The following is a 20,717-nucleotide window of genomic DNA, read 5'->3' as shown; positions in this document are numbered from 1 at the left end:
CGCCTCCCCGCGCCTGGTCCAAGTATAACAAGGGGCCCAGATGACTGAAAAAACCAATCCCGCCGCCACTCTCACCCTCGGCGACAAGAGCATCGACCTCCCCGTCCTGTCCGGTTCGACCGGTCCGGACGTCATCGACATCCGCAAGCTATATGCTGGCACCGGTGCTTTCACTTTTGACCCGGGTTTCACCTCGACCGCTTCGTGCGAGTCGGGCCTGACCTATATCGATGGTGACGAAGGTGTACTGCTGCACCGCGGTTACCCGATCGACCAACTGGCTTCGCAGTCGAACTTCCTGGAAGTTTGCCACCTGCTGCTCAAAGGTGAACTGCCGACCGCTGCCGAGTACGAAGAGTTCTCGGAACTGGTCACCCGTCACACCATGCTGCATGCGCAGTTCGACCGCTTCTTCGAAGGTTTCCGTCGCGACGCCCACCCGATGGCGATCATGGTAGGTACCGTCGGTGCCCTGTCGGCCTTCTATCATGACAGCCTCGACATCCACGATCCGGTCCAGCGCGATATCTCGGCTATCCGTCTGATCGCCAAGATGCCGACGATCGCTGCCCGTGCGTACAAGTACCACATCGGCCAGCCGTTCGTTTCGCCGCGCAACGACCTCTCGTATGCCGAGAACTTCCTGCGTATGTGCTTCGCCGTTCCGGCGGAAGACTATCAGGTTGATCCGCGTCTGGTCCGCGCCATGGACCGCATCTTCACCCTGCACGCAGACCACGAGCAAAACGCATCGACTTCGACCGTCCGTCTGGCCGGTTCGTCGGGTGCCAACCCGTTCGCCTGTATCGCAGCAGGCATTGCCTGCCTGTGGGGCCCGTCGCACGGCGGCGCGAACGAAGAAGCGCTGAACATGCTGAAGGAAATCGGTACTCCGGACCGTATTCCTGAGTTTATCCAAGGCGTTAAGGACCGTAAGTACAAGCTGATGGGCTTCGGTCACCGCGTGTACAAGAACTACGACCCGCGTGCCAAGGTCATGCAACAGTCGGCATATGAAGTGCTGGAAGCCACCGGCCGCGCCAATGACCCGCTGTTCGTTGTTGCCAAGGAACTGGAGAAGGTCGCCCTGTCGGACGAATACTTCACCTCGCGCAAGCTGTTCCCGAACGTCGACTTCTATTCGGGCATCACGCTGTCGGCGATGGGTTTCCCGACCACCATGTTCACCGTCCTGTTCGCTCTGGCCCGTACCGTTGGCTGGATCTCGCAGTGGCAAGAAATGATGGCCGATCCGACCCAAAAGATCGGTCGCCCGCGTCAGCTGTATACCGGCCCGACGCAACGCGACTACGTCTCGATCGACAAGCGCGGCTAATACCGGTTTGTTATCGTGGTCGAGTGCGACCACGTCATACATCGAAAACGCCGGAGCATTGGCTCCGGCGTTTTTTGTTGGTCGGAGTTCGGACAACCTATGTGCTAGAGAGCCAACATGACCGATAACGCCAATCCCCCCGCCAATGAAACGCCCATCCAGCGCGCCTTCCGTCTGAAGCAGGAAGCCCTTAATGCACGCGAGAAAGCACCGCGTGGCGGTGCTTTCCAGCGCGAGCAGAACAAGCGCATCGCTTCGGGGAAATCTCGCCCCTGGATGACGAAGTAATCGGCGAAAACCGTAAGGTCGATCAGGCCTTACGGTTTTTCAGCACTTTCAGAACAGCATCTGCTGCCAGTTCTGACGGATTGGGACCACCGCGCCCCATGATTTCCAGTACTTCTGTCTGACGTCTGGCTTGCGCGCGGGCAGCCTGTTTGTCTGTTAAAAGACGCAAGACCTCAGGCGTGATCTTTTCTGCCGTAGCATCGAACTGGATAAACTCGCGCACCACTTCCTCATCGGCAGCGAGGTTCAGCATGGTAAAGAACTTGGCTGTCACCAAGGGTTTCATCAGCCGGTACGAAAAGTTGTCGATCTTGTAAGCAATCACCATCGGCGTTCCCGCCACCGCGATTTCCGTTGAAACGGTTCCGCTGGTGGCAAGAACTACATTAGCTGCTTTCATAGCTGCGTATTTGTCGGCTTCACCGACCAGATGCGCCCTGAAAGGCCACGATGCGACACGTCCTGTAACATCGGCCGCGACAGTCCCCGCGGCAACGACAGCAACTTGCAGATCAGGGATTTCAGCCTTTAGATTACGCGCGGTCTGTTCATAAACGGGCGTCATCCGCTCGATTTCTTTCGGGCGACTCCCCGGCATCACCAGCAGAAGGGGTGCATCCGGCGCAATTCCTTGCTGCTTACGGAACAGATCACCATCTGCATTGCTCATATCAATATGCAGAGCCGATGAGCCGACCACGGTCGTCGGTAGGCCCGCACGTTCGAACCAGGGCGCATCCATAGGATACAGCGCCAAAAGGTGATCGACAGCCTTTGCCAGCACCTTGGCGCGTCCGGGGCGAGAGGCCCAGACCTGTGGCCCGACATATTTGATCAGAGCCGCTTGCGGCAAAACCTTGCGAATGGCTCTGGCCGTCCGAATGGTAAAGCCCCATGAGTCGACAAGGATCACAGCATCCGGCTTTTCGCGCAGCGCTAGAGCCGCAGTGTCCGCCACACGCTGCTTTACAAGAGAATAGGCCCTGATGCCTTCGACAATACCTAAAATAGATAGCTCGGAAATATTGAACGGGCTTTCGATACCTAGTTCGGCCATGCGCGGCCCACCCACGCCGACAAAGCTGACATCATCTCCCAATCGTGATTTCAGGACGCTCGCCAGATTGGCCGCCAGCACATCGCCAGAGGCCTCGGCTGCCACCAGCATGATTTTGTAGGCCATTACAGGCGATCCCCGTCAGACAAACCCCAGATAAACAGACCCAGACGATCTGCTGCTGCACGCGTGGCATCGGCATCCATGACAATAAGGCGGTCTGAAAAGCCACCTATACCCGCCAGCCCTGCAGCTGCGGCTAGTTCTACTGTGCGTGGTCCGATGACCGGCATATCTACACGAATATCCTGAATAGGTTTTGGAGCCTTCCCCAATGCACCTTTGCGATATTCCGATGAGCCACGCAGGTCTTGAGGTAAGCCCGCAACTCGCAACAGCATCTGATCGGTGCCTTCCTGAGCCTCGACAGCTAAAACCAAGCCGTCACAAACGACTGCACCTTGGCCGATATCAAGTTCACCTGACTTTTCAGCTACATAAATAGCTTTCTTCAGGTCAAATATCTGTTTTTCATCCGGTATCAGCGAACCTAAAGGCCCAACGCTGAGCATATAGCCGCCCAGAATGTCGTCGGCTCCCTCGACACTAAATCCTTCAGCTTCAAACACGCCTAGAATTTTACGCAGCAGGGCATCATCACCCTTTGTCGCGGCCGCAATAATTCCTGGGAGCAGCGTCGCTCCTTTAAGATCAGGCTTTAGGGCTTTGAAATCAGGTCGATTTACATATCCGGCTAAACACACCGCTTCGCATTCTTCGCGACGCAAGGCTTTCAGAATACCGCCGATCTGGGCCATACTCATCGTTTCGCCATGCCAAGCCAGCATGGCCTCTTCGGCAAAGCCATCCAACCGTATGACATAGAGCGGTCGCCCCTCTGCTTCGCATCGAGCTGCGACAGACGCAGGAAGGTCTCCGCCGCCGGCAATCAGGCCCAGCTTTTTCATTCGGCGTTCGGCAAGCAAAGCGGGCGTTTGCCACCTTCACGGATGAAGTCGAGGATTTCGACGAGTTCGGGAATATCGTTATAGGTTTCACCAATCGTCGCCAGACGTCCGGCAAACTGCCCCTCGCCCTCGAACAATTCGCGATAGAAGGCCAGCAGACGACGCAGTTGGTCCTTGCCATAGCCCTTACGCTTGAGCCCGATCAGGTTCAGCCCGCGCAGACGCGCATGATTCCCCCATACCGAACCATAAGGAATGACATCGCGGGTGACTGCCGCTAGACCGCCCACAATGGCGCCCTGCCCCACGCGTCCGTTCTGGTGCACAGCGCAAAGGCCGCCAAGGAACACACGATCGCCCACCTCGGCATGGCCACCCAAAGTTGCGCTATTGGCCATGGTGACATTGTTACCGACCACACAGTCATGGCCAATGTGTGCACCCGTCATCAGCAGGCAATTGTTACCAAGGCGCGTCACGCCCGAGCCTTGCGGCGTGCCACGGTTCAGCGTGGCATGCTCGCGAATGATATTGTTCTCGCCAATCTCAAGACGGACCATTTCACCCTTATAGCCAAGGTGCTGCGGATCACCGCCAACCAGAGCGAAAGAGTGAATGGCGGTATTGGCCCCGACCGCTGTGTCCTGCTGGATCACAACGTGGGATTTAAGCACCACGCCTGTAGCCAGTGACACATTGGGGCCGACAACGCTCCATGGGCCGACGACAACGCCGTCGGCTATGGTTGCGCTGGAATCGACAATTGCGGTCGGGTGAACGTGGCTCACTTGGCCGGTTCCTCGATTTTGACAACCATGGCCATGAACTCAGCTTCAGCGGCCAGTTTGCCGTCAATGAAGGTTTCGCCACGGAACTTATAGGCATCGCCGCGCGCCTTGATGACCTTCACTTCCATACGAAGCTGGTCACCCGGACGAGCGGGCTTACGGAAGCGCACGCCATCGATCGACATGAACATGATGACCTTGTCCTCGACCGGAACGTCGAGGGTTTTAGACATCAACAGCGCGCCTGTCTGGGCCATGGCTTCTACGATCAAAACGCCCGGCATGACCGGATCAATCGGGAAGTGACCGGGGAAGAACGGCTCGTTGTGCGTGACATTTTTAATGCCGACAATCGAGGTGCCCGCGACAAAATCCTGCGCCTTGTCGACCAGCAGGAAAGGGTAACGGTGCGGGAGGCGACGCATCACCTCGGCATAGTCGATATTGATCTGTTCGCTCATGCTCAGGTTTCCTTTGCGCCTTTTTTAGACGCCTGTTTCGATAGCCAGATGCTTTCACGCAAGAAGCGTCTAAGCGGTCTGGCTGGATACCCCGACCAGGTTTCACCAGCAGGTATATCTGCCAGCACCCCAGCCCCCCCGGCTACTCGGGCCCCTTCCCCGATATTCAAGTGGTCGGCAATACCGGCCTGACCACCAAAAATCACATTGTCGCCCGTCGTAATCGAACCCGACAGACCCACCTGGGCCGCCATCAGGTTGTTACGTCCGATGACACAGTTGTGGGCAATCTGGATCAGATTGTCGATCTTGCTGCCTTCACCGATGACCGTGTCATCATAGGCACCGCGATCCACACAGCTATTGGCACCGATCGTCACATTGTCCTGTACGATAACCCGCCCCAGTTGCGGAATATCGACCGGTCCCTCGCGCGATCCTGCTGCGCCGAAACCGGATTCACCGATACGCACACCGGCGTAGATTTTTACGCGGTCACCCAAGAGGCAAAATGACAGGCTAACATTCGAACCGATCCAGCAATCGCGACCGATCTGTACGCCCGGCCCGATAACCGTATTGGCGCAGATACGCGTGCCGCGTCCGATACGAACACCTTCGCCCAGAACCACGCCCGGCTCGATCACCACGGTTTCGTCTTCAGCAGCCTCTGCCACTGTAATGGCACGGTCCAACCCACGCGGCGCATACAGCATCATCGATGCATGCGCCCAGTCGGCTTGCGCCTGACGCGAGGCAATGACGGCCACGCCTTCGGGGACATGCTCTGCCATTGAAGGGTGGACGATCACACAGCCGGCCTTGGTATTCTCCAAGGTCGGCAAGAATTTGCGATCACCCATAAAAGCGATAGCGCCCCGGTCCATAGTGGACAGGGGCGCAACCGCCGAAACGATGACCTCGCCACCCCGGACCACTTCCGCACCGAGTTGTTCGGCGATGGAGGCGACCGTGCGGGGTGACAGGGTCTTGAAAAAGCTCGTATCGGGCATGGCCCAGATTAGTTCTGAGCCTGTGCCTGTGCTGGCACCGGCATACGGTTGAACGACAGCGTCGGCAGTTGGGCATCTAGGCGCTGAACGACCGTAGCGGTGATGTCCATAGCCGGGTTGATATAGCCCACAGCGCCGTCGTTCAGAAGAACGCCACAACCACGCTCTTGATACACTGCGATAACGATCGGCTGTGCAGCCGCGTTGATGGCTTCGGCCTGAACGGCTTGAGTGTAGCGCAGTTCGTTGGCGCGGGTTTGCTGCAGTTGTTGCAGTTCGCGGTCACGGGTTTGCAGCGCCTGAATACGGGTGTTGCGATCAGCTTCCGACAGGGTGGCCGCCGATTGCTGCAGCTGCTGGGCTTCGCTTTCCAGCGAGGTCATGTACGGCTGCAGTTCACCTTGAACTTCTTGATATAGTTGAACCATACGGGCCTGAACGGCGCGACCGGCCAGCGAACCCGACATGATGCCTTCACCCGAGAACGAGCAAACACCCGGAATGACCGGACCCGGATTAGCCGGAGCTTGTTGAGCCGAGGCAGCCGAAGCTGCCAGCGTGGCCAGAGCGAAAGCGCCAATCGTAAGAGTCTTCATCGTATTAAGCCTTAGTGCGGATCGGTCCGCGGTTTAGAACTGGGTTGAAGTCGAGAAGCGGAAGGTTTCGGTCTTGTCGTAGTCTTCCTTCGACAGAACCTTGGACAAGTCAAAGCGGATCGGACCCATCGGCGAGCGCCAGTGGATGCTCACGCCCGCAGCAGCGCGCAAGGCCAGATCATCGACAATCTTGTCGTTAGGCAGCCCATTGCTACCGACCAGATAACGGTCATCCAGCTTGCCCAGAGTACCAACATCAGCAAACAGGCTAGTGCGAATGCCGTACTGTTCAGGCAAACCGTTCGGCAGGGTCAGTTCAACCGTACCGATGGCATAGAAATTACCGCCCAAGGCATCCGTCGTGGTCAGATCGCGCGGGCCCATACCGGCCGTTTCGAAGCCACGGAAGCTTTGACCGCCCTTGAAGAAACGGTCGTTGATGCGGATCGAGTCACCGCTCCAGCCGGCGATATAGCCGACCGAGCCTTGAACACTGACCACCCAGTTCGGGCGAATGCCGTAGTAGTAGGCCGCATCCATCTCGGTCTTGATGTAGTTCACATCGCCACCGATACCGGCAAAGTCCTGACGCAGGGCTGTTGTCCAGCCGCGCGTAGCGCGAACAGGATCATTACGGCGGTCCACGAACAGCGTATAGCCCGCCGACGAGTTGATATAGGCACCGATCTGATCGCACAGTGCCGACGTGCCCATACCCGAAGACGAGCAATAGCTATTCGGCACCATCACTTCGTCATCCTTGAGGAAGTAACGCAGGCTCAGGCGGGTATAGTTGTTCAGCGGATAGGTCAAACGCAGGCCCGCACCCGTCGAACGGTAGTCGTACGAAGCGTATTCCGACAGGTCCATACGGGTGTGGAACAGGTCGAAGCCTGCAGCCACATCACGGCCCATGAATTTTGGCTCGGTAAAACGGAAATCGATATTCTGGCGGATCGAGCCCCACTCGGCACGCGCCACCACGTTCTGGCCACGACCACGGAAGTTACGCTCGGTCACGCCGAGGTTCAGCGTGAAGCTGTCGAACGAGCTGAAACCGGCACCAACCGACAATTCACCGGTTGGCTGCTCCTCAACAGTCACGTTGACAATCGAACGGTCCGGAGCAGAACCACGGGTTTCCTCGATCTTGACGTCCTTGAAGAAGCCCAGAGCACGAAGATTGTTACGCGAACGCTCGATCAGCGAACGGTTAAAGGCATCGCCCTCACCCAACAACAGGTCACGACGGATAACCGTATCCAGTGTGCGGGTATTACCCACCACATTGATACGTTCAACGTAAACGCGCGAACCTTCGCGGACGTTGAACGTCACATCGACCGTGTCTGTTTCCGGATTGGCGCGATAGGACGGCGAAATGTCCACAAACGCATACCCGGCCGAGCCCGCAGCAAAGGTCAGGGCATCGACGGCATTTTCAATGCGGTCGCTCTGGAACAGATCACCCGAACGGATCGGCAGCAGCGCGGTCAGGAAGTCCGCGTTAAGACGCTCGCTTTCTGTGACGACCTTTACCTCGCCGAAATTGTATTTGTCGCCTTCGTCCACCGTAATGGTGACTGCAAACGCGCTGTTGTCCGGCTTGAGTTCGGCAACCGACGACATGATGTTGAAATCATAATAGCCGCGGTTGGTATAGAATTTACGCAGTTGCTCGCGGTCATAATCCAGACGGTTCGGATCATAGTTGTCGTTCGAGCTGAACAGACGCCACCACTGCGAAACCTGCGTCACCATCACTTCGCGCAGATCGGCATCCGAGAAAGCCTTGTTGCCAAGGAAGGTAATGCCCGAAATACCACTTTCCGGACCTTCATCGATCTCGAACACGACATCGACGCGGTTCTGTTCCAACTGAACCAGACGCGGGGTCACAGTCGCCGAAATGCGGCCCGACATACGGTACAGCTCGACAATCTTACCGACGTCTTCCTGAACGCGTGCACGGGTATAGATACCACGCGGGCTGATCGTGACTTCGTCACGCAGCTTCTTTTCGGTCAGGGCCTTGTTACCCTCGAATGTCACCTGGTTGATGATCGGGTTTTCGACAACCTCGATCACCAGATCGCCATTCGGCTGAAGGCCCAGTTGCACGTTGGCAAACAGGTTGGTGCGGTACAGCGTACGCACGGCAACGTCGAACGTCACGGGGTCGACGATGTCGCCTGGTTGGATCGGCAGATAGGACAGCACCGTCGTATGGTCGATACGCTGGTTACCGCGCACAATGATGCGATTAACTTGACCGCGCTCTTCGTCAGCGACAACCACCTGAGGGGTCGCTTCGGCTGTGGCCGCAGCAGCGGGTGCCGCTTCCTGGGACAAGGCAGGTGTTGCCAGGCCAGCCGCCAGAACAAGGGCGATCCCGCTCGGACCAAGAATACGCGCGCGGAGAGAATTTCGGTTCATCAGGTCGATCATTCGGGATGTCCTTAGGGGCAGGTCTCGACTCACGCGACGAGCCCGCCAAGGAATTTGAAGATATTCAGCTTCTGCAGGTCGTTCCAAGTGGCGAACAACATCATACAGGCCAACATGGCAAGTCCTACTCCATAACCCGTTGACTGTATCCGCGCGTCCAGAGGACGACGGGCAACGGCTTCATAGGCATAAAACATCAGGTGCCCCCCATCCAGAACCGGAATCGGCAAAAGATTTAGAAAGCCGATTCCGACCGAAAGTATGGCGGCAAAACTGGTTAGCGTCAGTAACAGGTTAAAAGTGACCGCAACCGGATCGGGATCCGCCGCCACCGCAGCATTCGTAAGGCCACCCGAAACACGGGCGATTCCCAACGGGCCGCTGAACTGGTCGCCGTTTTCACGGCCGGTAAAAATGCGGCCGATATATTTGATAGTGGTACCGATAATGCTGGTGATTTCCTCGGCACCCTTGCCGACAGCCTCGATCGGGGAATAGCGCACATGGCGGTATTCTGCACGGGTCGAGCCCAGACCAAGGCCGATACGGCCCATGGTCACACGACCACCAATAGGATCATCAACCACGGTACGTTCAGGCACGCCCGTGAGGTTCAAAACCTTTTGGTCGCGTTCAACCGTGAACTGGACCGGCGTTCCGCTGGACAGGGCCACATGTCGGATCACTTCGGAACTGTCCTCGATCAGCTTGCCGTTTACGTGGGTAATCAGGTCCCCGACGGCAAAACCTGCCGCCGCCGCTGGTGATCCTTCGGCAACGTCAATTACCCGCGCAGGGCGCAGCGGGACACCGACAGCCGAAAACAGGACCGTAAAGATCGCCAGGGCCAGTACGAAATTGGCAATCGGGCCGCCAGCCACAACCAGTGCGCGCTGCCACAACGGCTTGAAGTAGAGGTAGTCGCGTTCCGCGCCCTCCCCCTTTTCAGCAACCAGACGCTGGCGCAGTTCTTCCAGACCTTTACGGTCAGGCACACCGGATTCATCCAAGTCGCCCGAGAATTTCACATAGCCGCCCAGCGGCATCCAGCCGATCCGCCACTCGACACCATGGCGGTCCTTGCGGCGGAGGATCGGGCGACCGAAACCGATCGCAAAACGGTCCACCTTTACGCCAAAGGCGCGGGCCGTCAGAAAATGGCCGAGTTCGTGTACGGTCACCACAACGGTCAGAACGACCAGAAATGGCAGCACATAACTCAGCATTTGGCCCAAGAAGCCGATCATTCAGTCTCCAGTCTCAAATCGCAGCGATCAGGCCGCCAGATCCAGTGTCGAAACAATGTCCCCGGCGATCCGGCGCGCTTCCTTATCGACGGCCAATGCCGATTCGGCTGCACTTCCAGTACCGATAGCCAGTCCTTCACCTTGTGCCTTTTCAAGGGTTTCGGTGATGACTGCGGCAATATTTAGAAATGCCAACCGCCGGTCAAGGAAAGCAAATGCAGCCACTTCGTTGGCGGCATTGAAAATGACGGGAGCGACACCGCCTGCTTCCAGTGCTTCGCGGGCCAACTTGAGCGCTGGAAAACGCACCATATCCGGTGTTTCAAACGTCAATTTGCCCAGAGCAGCCAAGTCCAGCTTGGGCGCAGGCCATGGCAAACGATCTGGCCATGACAAAGCACAAGCAATCGGAGTCTTCATGTCTGGCGGCCCCATCTGGGCCAGTGTCGAGCCATCGACATATTCCACAAGGCTGTGGATAATCGATTCAGGGTGGACTACCACGTCGATTTTCGACTGCGGCATGCCGAATAGATAGGCCGCCTCGATCAGTTCCAGCCCCTTATTGGCCATAGACGCACTATCGACCGAAATCTTGGCCCCCATCGACCAATTCGGGTGCGCAACCGCCTGTTGCGGGGTGATCGACTTCATTTGGTCCAGCGGCGTGCGACGAAATGGACCGCCCGATGCCGTCAGGATCAGTTTGGAAACCCGCTCTGGTGCCTCGGCGGGAAAGACCTGAAAAATGGCCGAGTGCTCTGAATCGACCGGAATAATCTTGCCACCTGCAGATGCAACACGCTCGATCAGCGCGGGACCACAGCAGACCAGACTTTCCTTGTTAGCCAGAGCAAGGGTTGTTCCCGTCCCTGCCGCCGTCCATGCCGAGCGCAAGCCTGCTGCTCCGACAATCGCGGCCATCACCCAGTCCACAGGACGCGATGCAGCTTCGACAATGGCATTACTGCCACCAGCCACCTCGATCCCCGAACCGGCAAGACGGTCGATCAGTTCTGCACGACCGGCTTCGTTTTCGATAACGGCCAGTCTGGGCTTCCAGCGAAGGCACTGCTCGGCCAACAAGGCGACATTTCTGCCCCCTGTTAAAACCTCGACCTCGAAACGGCCACTGCCCGTTTCTTCGGCCGCCGCCATCAGGTCGAGAGTCGATGTGCCGACCGAACCCGTCGAGCCAAGCACGCTGACCTTGCGCGTAATCACGCGTTGCCCCCGATCATCAGCACGATCAGGCGCCCGATCGCGACGACGATAACGGCAAACATCAAGCCATCGACACGATCCAACAAACCACCGTGGCCGGGGATCAGGTTGCCGGCATCCTTGACGCCAAAGCGACGTTTCAGAGCCGATTCCCACAAATCACCGCCCATTGTGGCCAAGGCTGCCAACAAGCCCAGCACAGCGCCCCACAGCGCTGTCAAAGCGCCCATATCCAGCCATGCGGCCATAACGCCACCCGCAACCATGCCAGCCAGCAGGCCACCAATGAAGCCGGACCAGGTTTTATTTGGCGAAAAGCGCGGCCAAAGCTTCGGCCCGCCCACAGCACTGCCTACCAGATAGGCCAGAATGTCGGCAGCCCAAGCGACTGCAAAAACTAGAACAGTCCAGTAAAGACCCTGATCGGCGTTCAGGTCGCGCATCCAGACCAGCAGGATACAGGGCCAGCCGAGGTACAATACCCCATAGGCTCCATCCAGCCCCTCGCCCCCCCGGCGATGCGATACAAGACCGGCAATAGCTGCACCGAATACCAGCAGCACGAAGGCCAGAGACATCTGACCAATATGGGCAGCAATGATCGGGGCGATAACACCTCCGGCCACGGCCATGCCCACAGCACGCCAGTCCTGAGGTTCGCTCATGCGCGCCCATTCCAGCGCCAACATGATTCCGCCCAGTACAATCAGTCCTGTGAACCAGAAACCGCCTGCCCAGATCGCCAGAACGGCGGCCGGTGCCAGCACCAGAGCCGAAGCGGCCCTCAGTGCAATATCCTTGGGTTTAAGGGCCATTAGCCGACCGCACTTTCTGTCGAAGGCACCACTGAGCCTTCTACGACCTCGCGACCGCCAAAACGGCGTTCACGACGGGAAAACTCTTCGAGAGCCGCCCTAAGGGGCTCAGCGCCATAATCGGGCCACAAGACTGGCTGGAACACAAGTTCGGCATAGGCACAATCCCACAACAGGAAGTTCGACAGGCGCTGCTCGCCAGAGGTACGAATAATCACATCCACCGGCGGCGAACCGGCCGTCGACAACTTGCTACCGAACATTTCTTCGGTGAGGTCAAACCGGCCTTCGGTGGCCGCCTTGTCGATCAGCGCCTGAGCCGCATCCACCAGATCCGCCCGACCGCCATAGTTAAAGGCAACCTGCAACAGGAACTTGTCATTATGCGCGGTCTGGCGCTCTGCCCGATCGATCACATCGACAATATCAACCGGCACACCTGAGCGGCGTCCCAGTACACGTACACGCACGCCCGCCTGATCCAAACGTTTCAGATCGGCTCCGACAAAGTTACGCACCAACCCCATGAGGTCGGAAACCTCGTCGGCCGGACGATTCCAGTTCTCGGTCGAGAAACCGAAAATGGTCAGGCATTTCACACCCATTTCGGGCGCAGCCTTGATCGTACGACGCAGAGCCTGAACACCCTCGCGATGTCCGAGAGCACGAGGCAAGCCTCTGCGCTCGGCCCATCGACCGTTGCCGTCCATGATAATGGCCACATGAAGTGACTTTTCGGTATGCATAGAGGCGGTTGAGGCCGACATCAGGCTCTGGTCCTTGGTTCGAGAAGAATGCAGGTCCTAGACCTGCATGATCTCGATTTCCTTGGCCTTCAGGGTTTCATCAATGCGCTTGATGGCAGCATCAGTGTCCTTTTGGACCTCGGTTTCCATCTTCTTCTGATCGTCCTGACTAATTTCGCCAGCCTTTTCAGCCTTTTTCAGCTCGTCATTGGCGTCGCGGCGGACATTACGGACGGCGACCTTCTTGTCCTCAGCATACTTACCAGCCAGCTTGACCAGATCCTTGCGGCGCTCTTCGGTCAGTGGGGGGATCGGAATACGCAGGGTTTGCCCGTCCACAATCGGGTTCAGACCCAGACCGGCGGCACGGATCGCTTTTTCGACCGAAACGACCATGCCCTTGTCCCATACGCTCACCGAAATCATGCGCGGTTCCGGTACCGAAACGGCTGCCACAGCATTCAGCGGCGACATGGAGCCATAGGCCTCGACCATAACCGGGTCCAGAAGACCAGAATTGGCACGGCCCGTACGCAGACCCGCATAGTCGTCCTTCAGCGCGTTGACCGATTTATCCATACGGTCACGGAAGGTTTTGAGATCAGGTTTTGCCATTTGCGCCTGTCCTAAATCGAATATCTAATACCTTGCCCAGATCAGGCAGGCTTGTTGGTAATGACGGTGAAAGTGCCTTCACCCATCAAGGTCTTGTTTAGCGAATCTTCGTCGCGGATCGAGAAGACCACAATCGGAATATCGCTATCACGCATCAGAGCGATGGCCGAAGCGTCCATGACTCGCAAGTCCTTAGCCAGCACTTCCTGATACGTCAGTGTCTCGTAACGTACCGCATTGGGATCCTTTTTGGGATCAGCGGTATATACGCCATCAACGCTGGTGCCTTTGAGCAAAGCGTCGCAGCCCATTTCGGCAGCACGCAGGGCCGCGCCCGAATCTGTCGTGAAGAATGGCGCACCAACACCAGCGGCAAAAATCACCACGCGACCTTTTTCAAGGTGACGCAATGCGCGCCTACGGATGTAGGGCTCGGCAATAGTGGCCATCGGCACTGCACTCTGTACGCGCGTATCAACACCAATCTTCTCCAGAGCCCCCTGCATGGCCAGTGCGTTCATGATCGTGGCCAGCATGCCCATATAGTCGGCATTGGCTCGGTCCATACCCTCTGCAGCTTTGGACAGCCCACGGAAGATATTGCCGCCACCAATAACCAAGCAGATTTCAATGCCCTTGCGAGCTACGGCAGCCACAGCAGCCGCTACAGCATCCACCGTCTTGGTGTCGATGCCGTAGGCCTGATCGCCCATCAGAACCTCGCCCGACACCTTCAGGAGAACGCGTTTGTAGCGGAAGTCGTTTAGAGCGTCGGTCATGCTTGTGGGTCCATCAAAACAGGTTTAGGCAGCCGCGCGTAAGTGAATCGGCGGCTCATCATAAACGAAGGGCGCGTCAGCCTTCAAAGCCGAACGCGCCCTTATTATGTTTTCTTCCCAATTAGGAAGAAATTTTTGGCTTAGTTGCCGCCGGTCATCGAGGCGACTTCAGCTGCGAAGTCCGGCGTATCGGCCTTCTCGACGCCTTCGCCCAGAGCCAGACGCACGAAACCAACCAGCTTCAGTTCAGCGCCCAGTTCCTTGCCGGTGTTAGCGACCAGTTGTTCGATCGTCACATCCGGGTCCATCACGAACGGCTGCTTCGACAGCACGACTTCCTTCTGGAACTTGTTGATTTGGCCTTCCACGATCTTTTCGATCATGTTGTCCGGACGGCCTTCTTCCTTAGCTTTCTCGATCAGAACAGCGCGTTCTTTCTCGATAGCAGCCGGATCGAGGTCCGAGGTATCCAGAGCCAGCGGAGCAGTCGCAGCCACGTGCATAGCGATTTTGCGGCCCAGCTCACGAACAGCAGCCTTGTCGCCAGCACCTTCAACAGCAACCAGCACACCGATACGGCCGACGCCAGGCGACACTGCGTTGTGGACGTACGAAGCCACGGCACCTTCGGCAACCGACAGGCGAGCCGAACGACGCAGGGTCATGTTCTCGCCGATGGTGGCGATCAGCTGGGTGATTTCGTCAGCAACGGTACGACCGTTATCCATCGAAGCCGCCGAAATGGCTTCAACGCCTTCGTTCTTCAGACCCAAGGCAGCAAACTGCTTGGCAGCGGTCTGGAACAGGTCGTTACGGGCAACGAAGTCGGTTTCAGCGTTGAATTCGATAGCAGCGGCGGTTTCACCGGCACCGTTTTCTTCAGTCGCGATAGCCACGACGCCTTCAGCAGCGACGCGATCCGACTTCTTGGCAGCCTTGGACAGACCCTTGGCGCGCAGCCAGTCGATAGCCGCTTCGATGTCGCCGTTGGTTTCAACAAGCGCCTTCTTGCAGTCCATCATGCCGACGCCCGAACGCTCGCGAAGCTCCTTCACGAGGGCGGCAGTGATCTCGGCCATGTTCTTCTCCTGAAATTCGATTGGGCGGCCGGACCAATTAGCCCGGCCGCATGTCGGTTTGACGTCAGTTCGCCCCTATATGGGAACGAACCTGAAAAAATCAGCCTTGAGCGACTTCTTCAGCTGCAACTTCAGCAGCCGGAGCTTCTTCGGCCAGAGCCGGCTCAACCGGAGCTTCCAGAGCACCCAGGTCGATACCTTGGGCAGCAGCACCAGCAGCCAGACCGTCCAGAACCGCATCGGCAATCAGGTCACAATAGGTTTGGATGGCGCGAGCGGCGTCATCGTTACCCGGAACCGGATAGGTGATGCCGTCCGGATCACAGTTGGTATCCAGGATGGCGATGATCGGAATGTTCAGCTTACGGGCTTCTTGGATCGCAATCGACTCTTTGTTGGTGTCGATAACGAACATGATGTCCGGAACCGAACCCATGTCCTTGATGCCGCCCAGCGACAGTTCCAGCTTGTCCATCTCGCGTTGCAGGGTCAGCAGCTCTTTCTTGTTGCGGCCTTCGCCCGAAGCAAGAATGCCTTCCAGTTCACGCAGACGCTGGATCGAACCCGAAACGGTGCGCCAGTTGGTCAGCGTGCCGCCGAGCCAGCGGTTGTTCATGTAGTACTGGGCGCAGCGCTTGGCAGCTTGTGCAACCGGATCAGCAGCTTGACGCTTGGTACCAACGAACAGAACACGACCGCCCTTGGCAGCCACGTCGCGAACAGCAACCAGAGCCTGGTGCATCAGCGGCATGGTTTGCGACAGGTCGATGATATGGATGTTCGAGCGCGAACCGAAGATGTAACGTTCCATCTTCGGGTTCCAGCGGTGGGTCTGGTGACCGAAGTGAGCGCCGGCTTCCAGCAGGGTGCGCATTGAGAATTCTGGCAGTGCCATGATCGTATTGTCCTTTTTCCGATCAAACCTAGCGTGGGTGATTAAAGGACATACGGTCCCTCGGAACGGTGCAGGTCAGGATTTCTCCCCAACCGCGCCTCACCCACGTGCGAAGTGCGAGGGCCTACTACGCCCCGTTTGTGAAAATAGCAATAGGTTGCGCGACCTTAGCCTCTCAATAAACGAAGCCTGATTTAGAAGCTGCGCCCGTCTACACGCGAGGCCTGCCATGCCCAGGGCTCAATATCAGTTAATGTGCGGATATTGATCGCCGCTACCTCGGATCCATCAGGCGCAACCCCGTAGCCGAACGGCTGCACGCCGCATGTCTTGCAAAAGCGATGCTCGATTTTGTGCTGGTTGAAGAAATAGGAAGTTGTCGCCTCCTCGCCCCTCAACAACCGAAACGCCGAGCGCGGCGCAAACGCCAAAATGAAGCCTTTGCGATAACAGTGCGAACAGTTGCACTCAATCAGGCCGTCCATTCCGACCTCGACCTCATACGCCACAGCACCGCAATGACACGAGCCTTTATGTGTAGCCGCATTCGTCATCAGGCATCCTCCAGCATGATTACACCCGGAACCGTTTTAAGCGCGCCGCGCAATGCGGCATCAAGACGATAACGTCCGGGCAGCTTGACCTCGACCTCTGTGCGTCCCTGCAGGGTTGTCTGAAGCCAGACCTCGCCGCCCTTGCCATTGGCGCGGGCACGTTCCAGTCGCGACTTCAAAGCCTCGGGGTCTGCAGCATTGGCAGACACAATAACACGCAAACCAATATTGGCATCATCCAGCAACACATCCATGCGGCTGGCATCATCACCAAAAAAGCGGACCTCCCCGTCCGAAGCCTTGGCGCGCACCTTAACCAATACGGAAGTGCCAACTTCCAGCACCTCGCGGCAACGCCGCAACTGCTCCGGCGGGAACATGCATTCGAACTCGCCAGTGGGATCTGAGAAGGTCACAAAAGCAAATTTCTCACCGGTTTTGGCGCTGGCCCTTTCCTGTTTGCGGCGTACTACCCCCGCCATCTGGAAGGCTTCATGTCCTGCCTCAGCCAAGCCCTGAGCTTCAGCTACAAAGGTCACGCGCTTGCGTTTGAGCGCAGGCGTTAGCTCCTCTAGGGGGTGCCCAGACAGATAAAAGCCGACAGCGGCTAGCTCCTGATCCAGTTTCTCCGGGCCAGCCCACGGTTCCACATTTCTGAGACGGGGCCGTGCAGCACCGGCTTGATCCGCCCCGAACAAGCTAACCTGAGACGAAGCGCGTTCGGCAGCTACACTTTGGCAATAGGCTACGAGGACATCGGCCTGTTCGAACAACTGGCGACGGTTCGGATGGATGCTGTCAAATGCGCCTGCTCGCGCCAGACCTTCCAGAGCGCGTTTATTGACTACCTTGGGATCAACACGCTCGAGGAAATCAAAGATATCTGCAAATGGCCCGCCTTCATTACGGTTCTGAACCACATGGTTCATCGCCTCAAGGCCCACATTACGGATGGCCCCAAGAGCATAGAGCACGCTGCCCTGCCCGTCGTCCCATGCTACGTCAAAATCACCCGATGAACGGTTGATATCGGGGGCCAAGACCGGAATCTCGAACCGGCGACAGTCCTGATAGAATACAGCCAGCTTGTCTGTGTTCGACAGATCCAGCGACATCGACGCCGCGAAGAACTCGACCGGATGGTTGGCCTTGAGCCAACCCGTCTGGAACGAAATCAGCGCATAGGCCGCAGCGTGGGATTTGTTAAAGCCATAGCCCGCAAACTTGGCCACAAGGTCGAAGATGGAACCCGACTGCTCTTCCGGCACATCCTTTTCCGACGCGCCTTTGACAAAGCGGAGGCGCTGGAAATCCATCTCCTCCTTCTTCTTCTTACCCATGGCGCGACGCAGCAGGTCAGCTTCGCCAAGACTATAACCCGCCAGAACCTGGGCGATCTTCATCACCTGTTCCTGATAGATGATGACCCCGTAAGTTTCGGTCAGAACATCTTTCAAGCTGGGGTGCAGATAGTCTACCTCCGCACGACCGAACTTACGGTCGATATAGGTGTCGATCATCTCCATAGGCCCGGGACGATACAGCGAGATCAGAGCCGTGATCTCTTCAATCGAGCCGCAACGCATTTTGCGAAGCGTGTCGCGCATGCCTTGTGATTCCAACTGGAACACACCGACCGTCTGGCCCGAGGCCATCAACTCATAGGTCTTGGCATCATCCAGCGGCAGCAGGTTCCATTCCGGTCCTGCTCCGCGCCGATCCAGAAACCCCTTGGCGCGATCCAGAACCGTTAGCGTCTTCAAGCCGAGGAAATCGAACTTCACCAGACCAGCCGGCTCAACCCATTTCATATTGAACTGGGATGCTGGAATGGTTGAACGCGGATCCTGATACAACGGCACCAGCTCGGTCAGCGGACGATCACCAATAACGATACCCGCCGCGTGGGTCGAAGCGTTGCGATACAACCCCTCAAGTTCCAGCGATGTATCCAGCAGGTTCTTCACGGCTGGTTCTTCGTCACGCATTTCACGCAGGCGCGGTTCCATGTCCACAGCCTGCGCCAGCGTGACCGGATTGGCTGGATTAGCCGGTACCATCTTGGCCAAACGGTCAACCTGACCATAAGGCATCTGCAAGACACGTCCGACGTCACGCAATACGGCCCGAGCCTGAAGCGTGCCAAAAGTAATGATCTGGGCGACGCGATCCTTGCCGTAAAAATTCTGGACGTAATCGATAACTTCTTCGCGTCGCTCCTGACAGAAGTCGATATCGAAGTCGGGCATAGAAACGCGTTCGGGGTTCAAGAAACGCTCGAACAGCAAACCAAACCGCAGCGGATCAAGGTCGGTAATGGTCAACGACCACGCGACAAGCGAACCCGCCCCCGAACCACGGCCAGGCCCGACAGGAATGTCGTTCAGCTTGGCCCATTTGATAAAGTCCGAAACGATCAGGAAGTAACCAGGGAAACCCATTTGCTGGATGATCCCGACTTCCCAGTCTAGGCGATCCCAATATTCCTGTTCAGGCGCGAAGGCCGGGTTTTTGGCCAGTCGCGCCTTAAGACCTTCTCGCGCCTGATGCGCAAGTTCGTCGTCTTCTGAACGGCCAGCACCGGTATCAAAACGTGGCAGGATGGGCTTGTGCGTCTGTACAAGAAAAGCGCAACGTCGTGCGATCTCGAGAGTGTTGTCACATGCCTCGGGCAAGTCCGAAAACAGCGCCCGCATATCCTCGGAAGGTTTGAACCAGTGCTCGCCCGTTACACGGCGTCGGTCTTCCTGTCCGGTAAAAGCACCGTCAGAAATACACAAAAGGGCATCGTGTGCCTTGGCCTGAGAAGCCTTGGCGAAATAGACGTCATTTGTAGCGACTAACGGAACGTCACGCTCATAGGCCCAATCCACCAAACCGGATTCGGCAGCCAACTCTTCGGGCAAATTATGGCGCTGAAGCTCAACATAGAAACGATCACCAAAGGCCGCCTTCATAGCCTCCAGAGCTTCGCGCCCTTCATCGACCTTGCCCTGAGCGAAAAGCGGATCAACAGGACCGTCAGGACCACCCGACAGCAGGATCAAACCTTCGGATTTTTCGACCACCATTTCCCACGGCACACCCGCCTCGGGCATGTCGATCGTGTCCAGAAATGACGACGAAGAAAGAGCGCAAAGATTAAGCCAGCCCTGTGCGTTCTGAACCAGAAGCATGATGGTCGGCACCTTGGCCCATCGTTCTGATTTCCGCCCGCCGATACCAAAAACCGGCAAGGCACAACCAACAATCGGCTGGACACCCGCATCCTTTACCGTCTGGCTAAACTCCAGTGCCCCGAACAGGTTCGATCGGTCCGCAACAGCCACAGCAGGCATGCCCGCCTCGGCAGCCATCTTGCCGATCTTGCCAGCCTTGATAGCGCCCTCCAGCAGCGAATAAGCGCTGCGTACACGGAGATGAACAAAGCCAACGCTGTCAGTGGTTCGGGTCACCCAAACTGCTCCAATCGCCCGCTAGGCGGGGCCATTTACCTATTGTGCGCAGAGTCGTCCTCTCGCTCCAGCAATGGGCAAAAGCATGACCGATCCGCTCACGATACCAAAAAGGCAGCGTGCCAGACCATCCAGACGAAGCTGCCGCAGGATGCAAGGGCCAGGATATCTTTGAAACGACGCGACATAGGCTTATCCCCACATGGATCAAGTTCTTGTTTTGTTCTGATCTACATATTTGCCCGATGCAAGCAAAAATACGCGGTTTGATAAAATTGTTCTAATTTTGTTCCGTTGCCATTGCGCAACCAGCCACACTGGGCGCACCTTAATATGTTCCTACTTTGTTACAG

At 57.2% G+C, this 20,717-nt stretch carries 19 protein-coding genes; 2 read left to right on the top strand and 17 right to left on the bottom strand.

What is annotated here, in order from left to right:
* Positions 1–40: 40 nt before the first annotated feature.
* Together gltA and WEU32_RS07140 are read left to right on the top strand one after the other, a co-directional pair.
* Complete coding sequence (gene gltA / locus WEU32_RS07145) at positions 41–1,336, top strand: citrate synthase (RefSeq protein ID WP_312137374.1); 1,296 nt, start codon at positions 41–43, stop codon at positions 1,334–1,336.
* A gap of 117 nt (positions 1,337–1,453) precedes the next feature.
* Positions 1,454–1,624 carry a hypothetical protein gene (locus tag WEU32_RS07140; protein ID WP_312813330.1) on the top strand — a complete coding sequence of 57 codons (171 nt, stop codon included), beginning with the start codon at positions 1,454–1,456 and terminating at the stop codon, positions 1,622–1,624.
* A 22-nt stretch (positions 1,625–1,646) separates the two neighbouring features.
* Here the strand turns inward: WEU32_RS07140 and lpxB are convergent, their stop codons facing one another.
* From lpxB to dnaE, 17 genes are all read right to left on the bottom strand, one after another.
* Positions 1,647–2,807, bottom strand: coding sequence for a lipid-A-disaccharide synthase (gene lpxB, locus WEU32_RS07135; protein WP_406853389.1), 1,161 nt, complete (start codon positions 2,805–2,807; stop codon positions 1,647–1,649).
* Complete coding sequence (locus WEU32_RS07130) at positions 2,807–3,649, bottom strand: LpxI family protein (RefSeq protein ID WP_406853388.1); 843 nt, start codon at positions 3,647–3,649, stop codon at positions 2,807–2,809. The genes lpxB and WEU32_RS07130 overlap by 1 nt, the downstream gene beginning before the upstream one ends.
* Entirely contained in the window at positions 3,646–4,437 is a 792-nt protein-coding gene (lpxA, locus tag WEU32_RS07125) for an acyl-ACP--UDP-N-acetylglucosamine O-acyltransferase (RefSeq protein ID WP_406853387.1), read from the bottom strand. Before lpxA ends, WEU32_RS07130 begins: the two co-directional genes overlap by 4 nt.
* On the bottom strand, positions 4,434–4,898 hold the full coding sequence (gene fabZ / locus WEU32_RS07120; protein ID WP_312137380.1) for a 3-hydroxyacyl-ACP dehydratase FabZ: 465 nt from the start codon (positions 4,896–4,898) through the stop codon (positions 4,434–4,436). Before fabZ ends, lpxA begins: the two co-directional genes overlap by 4 nt.
* A 2-nt stretch (positions 4,899–4,900) precedes the next feature.
* Positions 4,901–5,911 (bottom strand): UDP-3-O-(3-hydroxymyristoyl)glucosamine N-acyltransferase, encoded by a 1,011-nt coding sequence (gene lpxD / locus WEU32_RS07115; RefSeq protein WP_406853386.1) that lies wholly within the window; start codon positions 5,909–5,911, stop codon positions 4,901–4,903.
* 8 nt (positions 5,912–5,919) lie between these two features.
* Positions 5,920–6,507, bottom strand: coding sequence for an OmpH family outer membrane protein (locus tag WEU32_RS07110; RefSeq protein WP_406853385.1), 588 nt, complete (start codon positions 6,505–6,507; stop codon positions 5,920–5,922).
* A gap of 33 nt (positions 6,508–6,540) precedes the next feature.
* Positions 6,541–8,955, bottom strand: a complete 2,415-nt coding sequence (gene bamA / locus WEU32_RS07105) for an outer membrane protein assembly factor BamA (RefSeq protein ID WP_312813340.1) — start codon at positions 8,953–8,955, stop codon at positions 6,541–6,543.
* Between the two features lie 29 nt (positions 8,956–8,984).
* Entirely contained in the window at positions 8,985–10,202 is a 1,218-nt protein-coding gene (locus WEU32_RS07100) for a M50 family metallopeptidase (protein WP_406853384.1), read from the bottom strand.
* 27 nt (positions 10,203–10,229) lie between these two features.
* Positions 10,230–11,426 carry a 1-deoxy-D-xylulose-5-phosphate reductoisomerase gene (gene dxr / locus WEU32_RS07095; protein ID WP_406853383.1) on the bottom strand — a complete coding sequence of 399 codons (1,197 nt, stop codon included), beginning with the start codon at positions 11,424–11,426 and terminating at the stop codon, positions 10,230–10,232.
* Positions 11,423–12,241, bottom strand: coding sequence for a CDP-archaeol synthase (locus WEU32_RS07090; RefSeq protein ID WP_312813346.1), 819 nt, complete (start codon positions 12,239–12,241; stop codon positions 11,423–11,425). Before WEU32_RS07090 ends, dxr begins: the two co-directional genes overlap by 4 nt.
* Positions 12,241–13,008 (bottom strand): polyprenyl diphosphate synthase, encoded by a 768-nt coding sequence (uppS, locus tag WEU32_RS07085; protein ID WP_406853382.1) that lies wholly within the window; start codon positions 13,006–13,008, stop codon positions 12,241–12,243. Before uppS ends, WEU32_RS07090 begins: the two co-directional genes overlap by 1 nt.
* A 36-nt stretch (positions 13,009–13,044) precedes the next feature.
* Positions 13,045–13,602 carry a ribosome recycling factor gene (frr, locus tag WEU32_RS07080; RefSeq protein WP_312137393.1) on the bottom strand — a complete coding sequence of 186 codons (558 nt, stop codon included), beginning with the start codon at positions 13,600–13,602 and terminating at the stop codon, positions 13,045–13,047.
* A 41-nt stretch (positions 13,603–13,643) separates the two neighbouring features.
* Positions 13,644–14,381, bottom strand: a complete 738-nt coding sequence (gene pyrH, locus WEU32_RS07075; RefSeq protein WP_312137395.1) for a UMP kinase — start codon at positions 14,379–14,381, stop codon at positions 13,644–13,646.
* Positions 14,382–14,521: 140 nt separating this feature from the next.
* Positions 14,522–15,460 (bottom strand): translation elongation factor Ts, encoded by a 939-nt coding sequence (gene tsf, locus WEU32_RS07070; RefSeq protein ID WP_312137397.1) that lies wholly within the window; start codon positions 15,458–15,460, stop codon positions 14,522–14,524.
* A 100-nt stretch (positions 15,461–15,560) separates the two neighbouring features.
* Positions 15,561–16,355, bottom strand: coding sequence for a 30S ribosomal protein S2 (rpsB, locus tag WEU32_RS07065; RefSeq protein WP_312137399.1), 795 nt, complete (start codon positions 16,353–16,355; stop codon positions 15,561–15,563).
* A 194-nt stretch (positions 16,356–16,549) separates the two neighbouring features.
* Positions 16,550–16,840 (bottom strand): GFA family protein, encoded by a 291-nt coding sequence (locus WEU32_RS07060; protein WP_406853381.1) that lies wholly within the window; start codon positions 16,838–16,840, stop codon positions 16,550–16,552.
* A gap of 68 nt (positions 16,841–16,908) precedes the next feature.
* On the bottom strand, positions 16,909–20,364 hold the full coding sequence (dnaE, locus tag WEU32_RS07055) for a DNA polymerase III subunit alpha (protein ID WP_406853380.1): 3,456 nt from the start codon (positions 20,362–20,364) through the stop codon (positions 16,909–16,911).
* Between the last annotated feature and the right edge of the window lie 353 nt (positions 20,365–20,717).

It is taken from the genome of Brevundimonas sp. BH3, assembly GCF_045345115.1.
Lineage (GTDB): Bacteria > Pseudomonadota > Alphaproteobacteria > Caulobacterales > Caulobacteraceae > Brevundimonas.
Note: the sequence above shows the minus strand (reverse complement) of the source record. Positions and strands in the feature narration are given on the sequence as shown.

Coding starts and splice junctions, on each gene's coding strand:
- gltA (WP_312137374.1), top strand. CDS start 41: ATGACTGAAAAAACCAATCCCGCCGCCACTCTCACCCTCGGCGACAAG.
- WEU32_RS07140 (WP_312813330.1), top strand. CDS start 1,454: ATGACCGATAACGCCAATCCCCCCGCCAATGAAACGCCCATCCAGCGC.
- lpxB (WP_406853389.1), bottom strand. CDS start 2,807: ATGGCCTACAAAATCATGCTGGTGGCAGCCGAGGCCTCTGGCGATGTG.
- WEU32_RS07130 (WP_406853388.1), bottom strand. CDS start 3,649: ATGAAAAAGCTGGGCCTGATTGCCGGCGGCGGAGACCTTCCTGCGTCT.
- fabZ (WP_312137380.1), bottom strand. CDS start 4,898: ATGAGCGAACAGATCAATATCGACTATGCCGAGGTGATGCGTCGCCTC.
- lpxD (WP_406853386.1), bottom strand. CDS start 5,911: ATGCCCGATACGAGCTTTTTCAAGACCCTGTCACCCCGCACGGTCGCC.
- WEU32_RS07110 (WP_406853385.1), bottom strand. CDS start 6,507: ATGAAGACTCTTACGATTGGCGCTTTCGCTCTGGCCACGCTGGCAGCT.
- bamA (WP_312813340.1), bottom strand. CDS start 8,955: ATGATCGACCTGATGAACCGAAATTCTCTCCGCGCGCGTATTCTTGGT.
- WEU32_RS07100 (WP_406853384.1), bottom strand. CDS start 10,202: ATGATCGGCTTCTTGGGCCAAATGCTGAGTTATGTGCTGCCATTTCTG.
- WEU32_RS07090 (WP_312813346.1), bottom strand. CDS start 12,241: ATGGCCCTTAAACCCAAGGATATTGCACTGAGGGCCGCTTCGGCTCTG.
- uppS (WP_406853382.1), bottom strand. CDS start 13,008: ATGTCGGCCTCAACCGCCTCTATGCATACCGAAAAGTCACTTCATGTG.
- frr (WP_312137393.1), bottom strand. CDS start 13,602: ATGGCAAAACCTGATCTCAAAACCTTCCGTGACCGTATGGATAAATCG.
- pyrH (WP_312137395.1), bottom strand. CDS start 14,381: ATGACCGACGCTCTAAACGACTTCCGCTACAAACGCGTTCTCCTGAAG.
- tsf (WP_312137397.1), bottom strand. CDS start 15,460: ATGGCCGAGATCACTGCCGCCCTCGTGAAGGAGCTTCGCGAGCGTTCG.
- rpsB (WP_312137399.1), bottom strand. CDS start 16,355: ATGGCACTGCCAGAATTCTCAATGCGCACCCTGCTGGAAGCCGGCGCT.
- WEU32_RS07060 (WP_406853381.1), bottom strand. CDS start 16,840: ATGGACGGCCTGATTGAGTGCAACTGTTCGCACTGTTATCGCAAAGGC.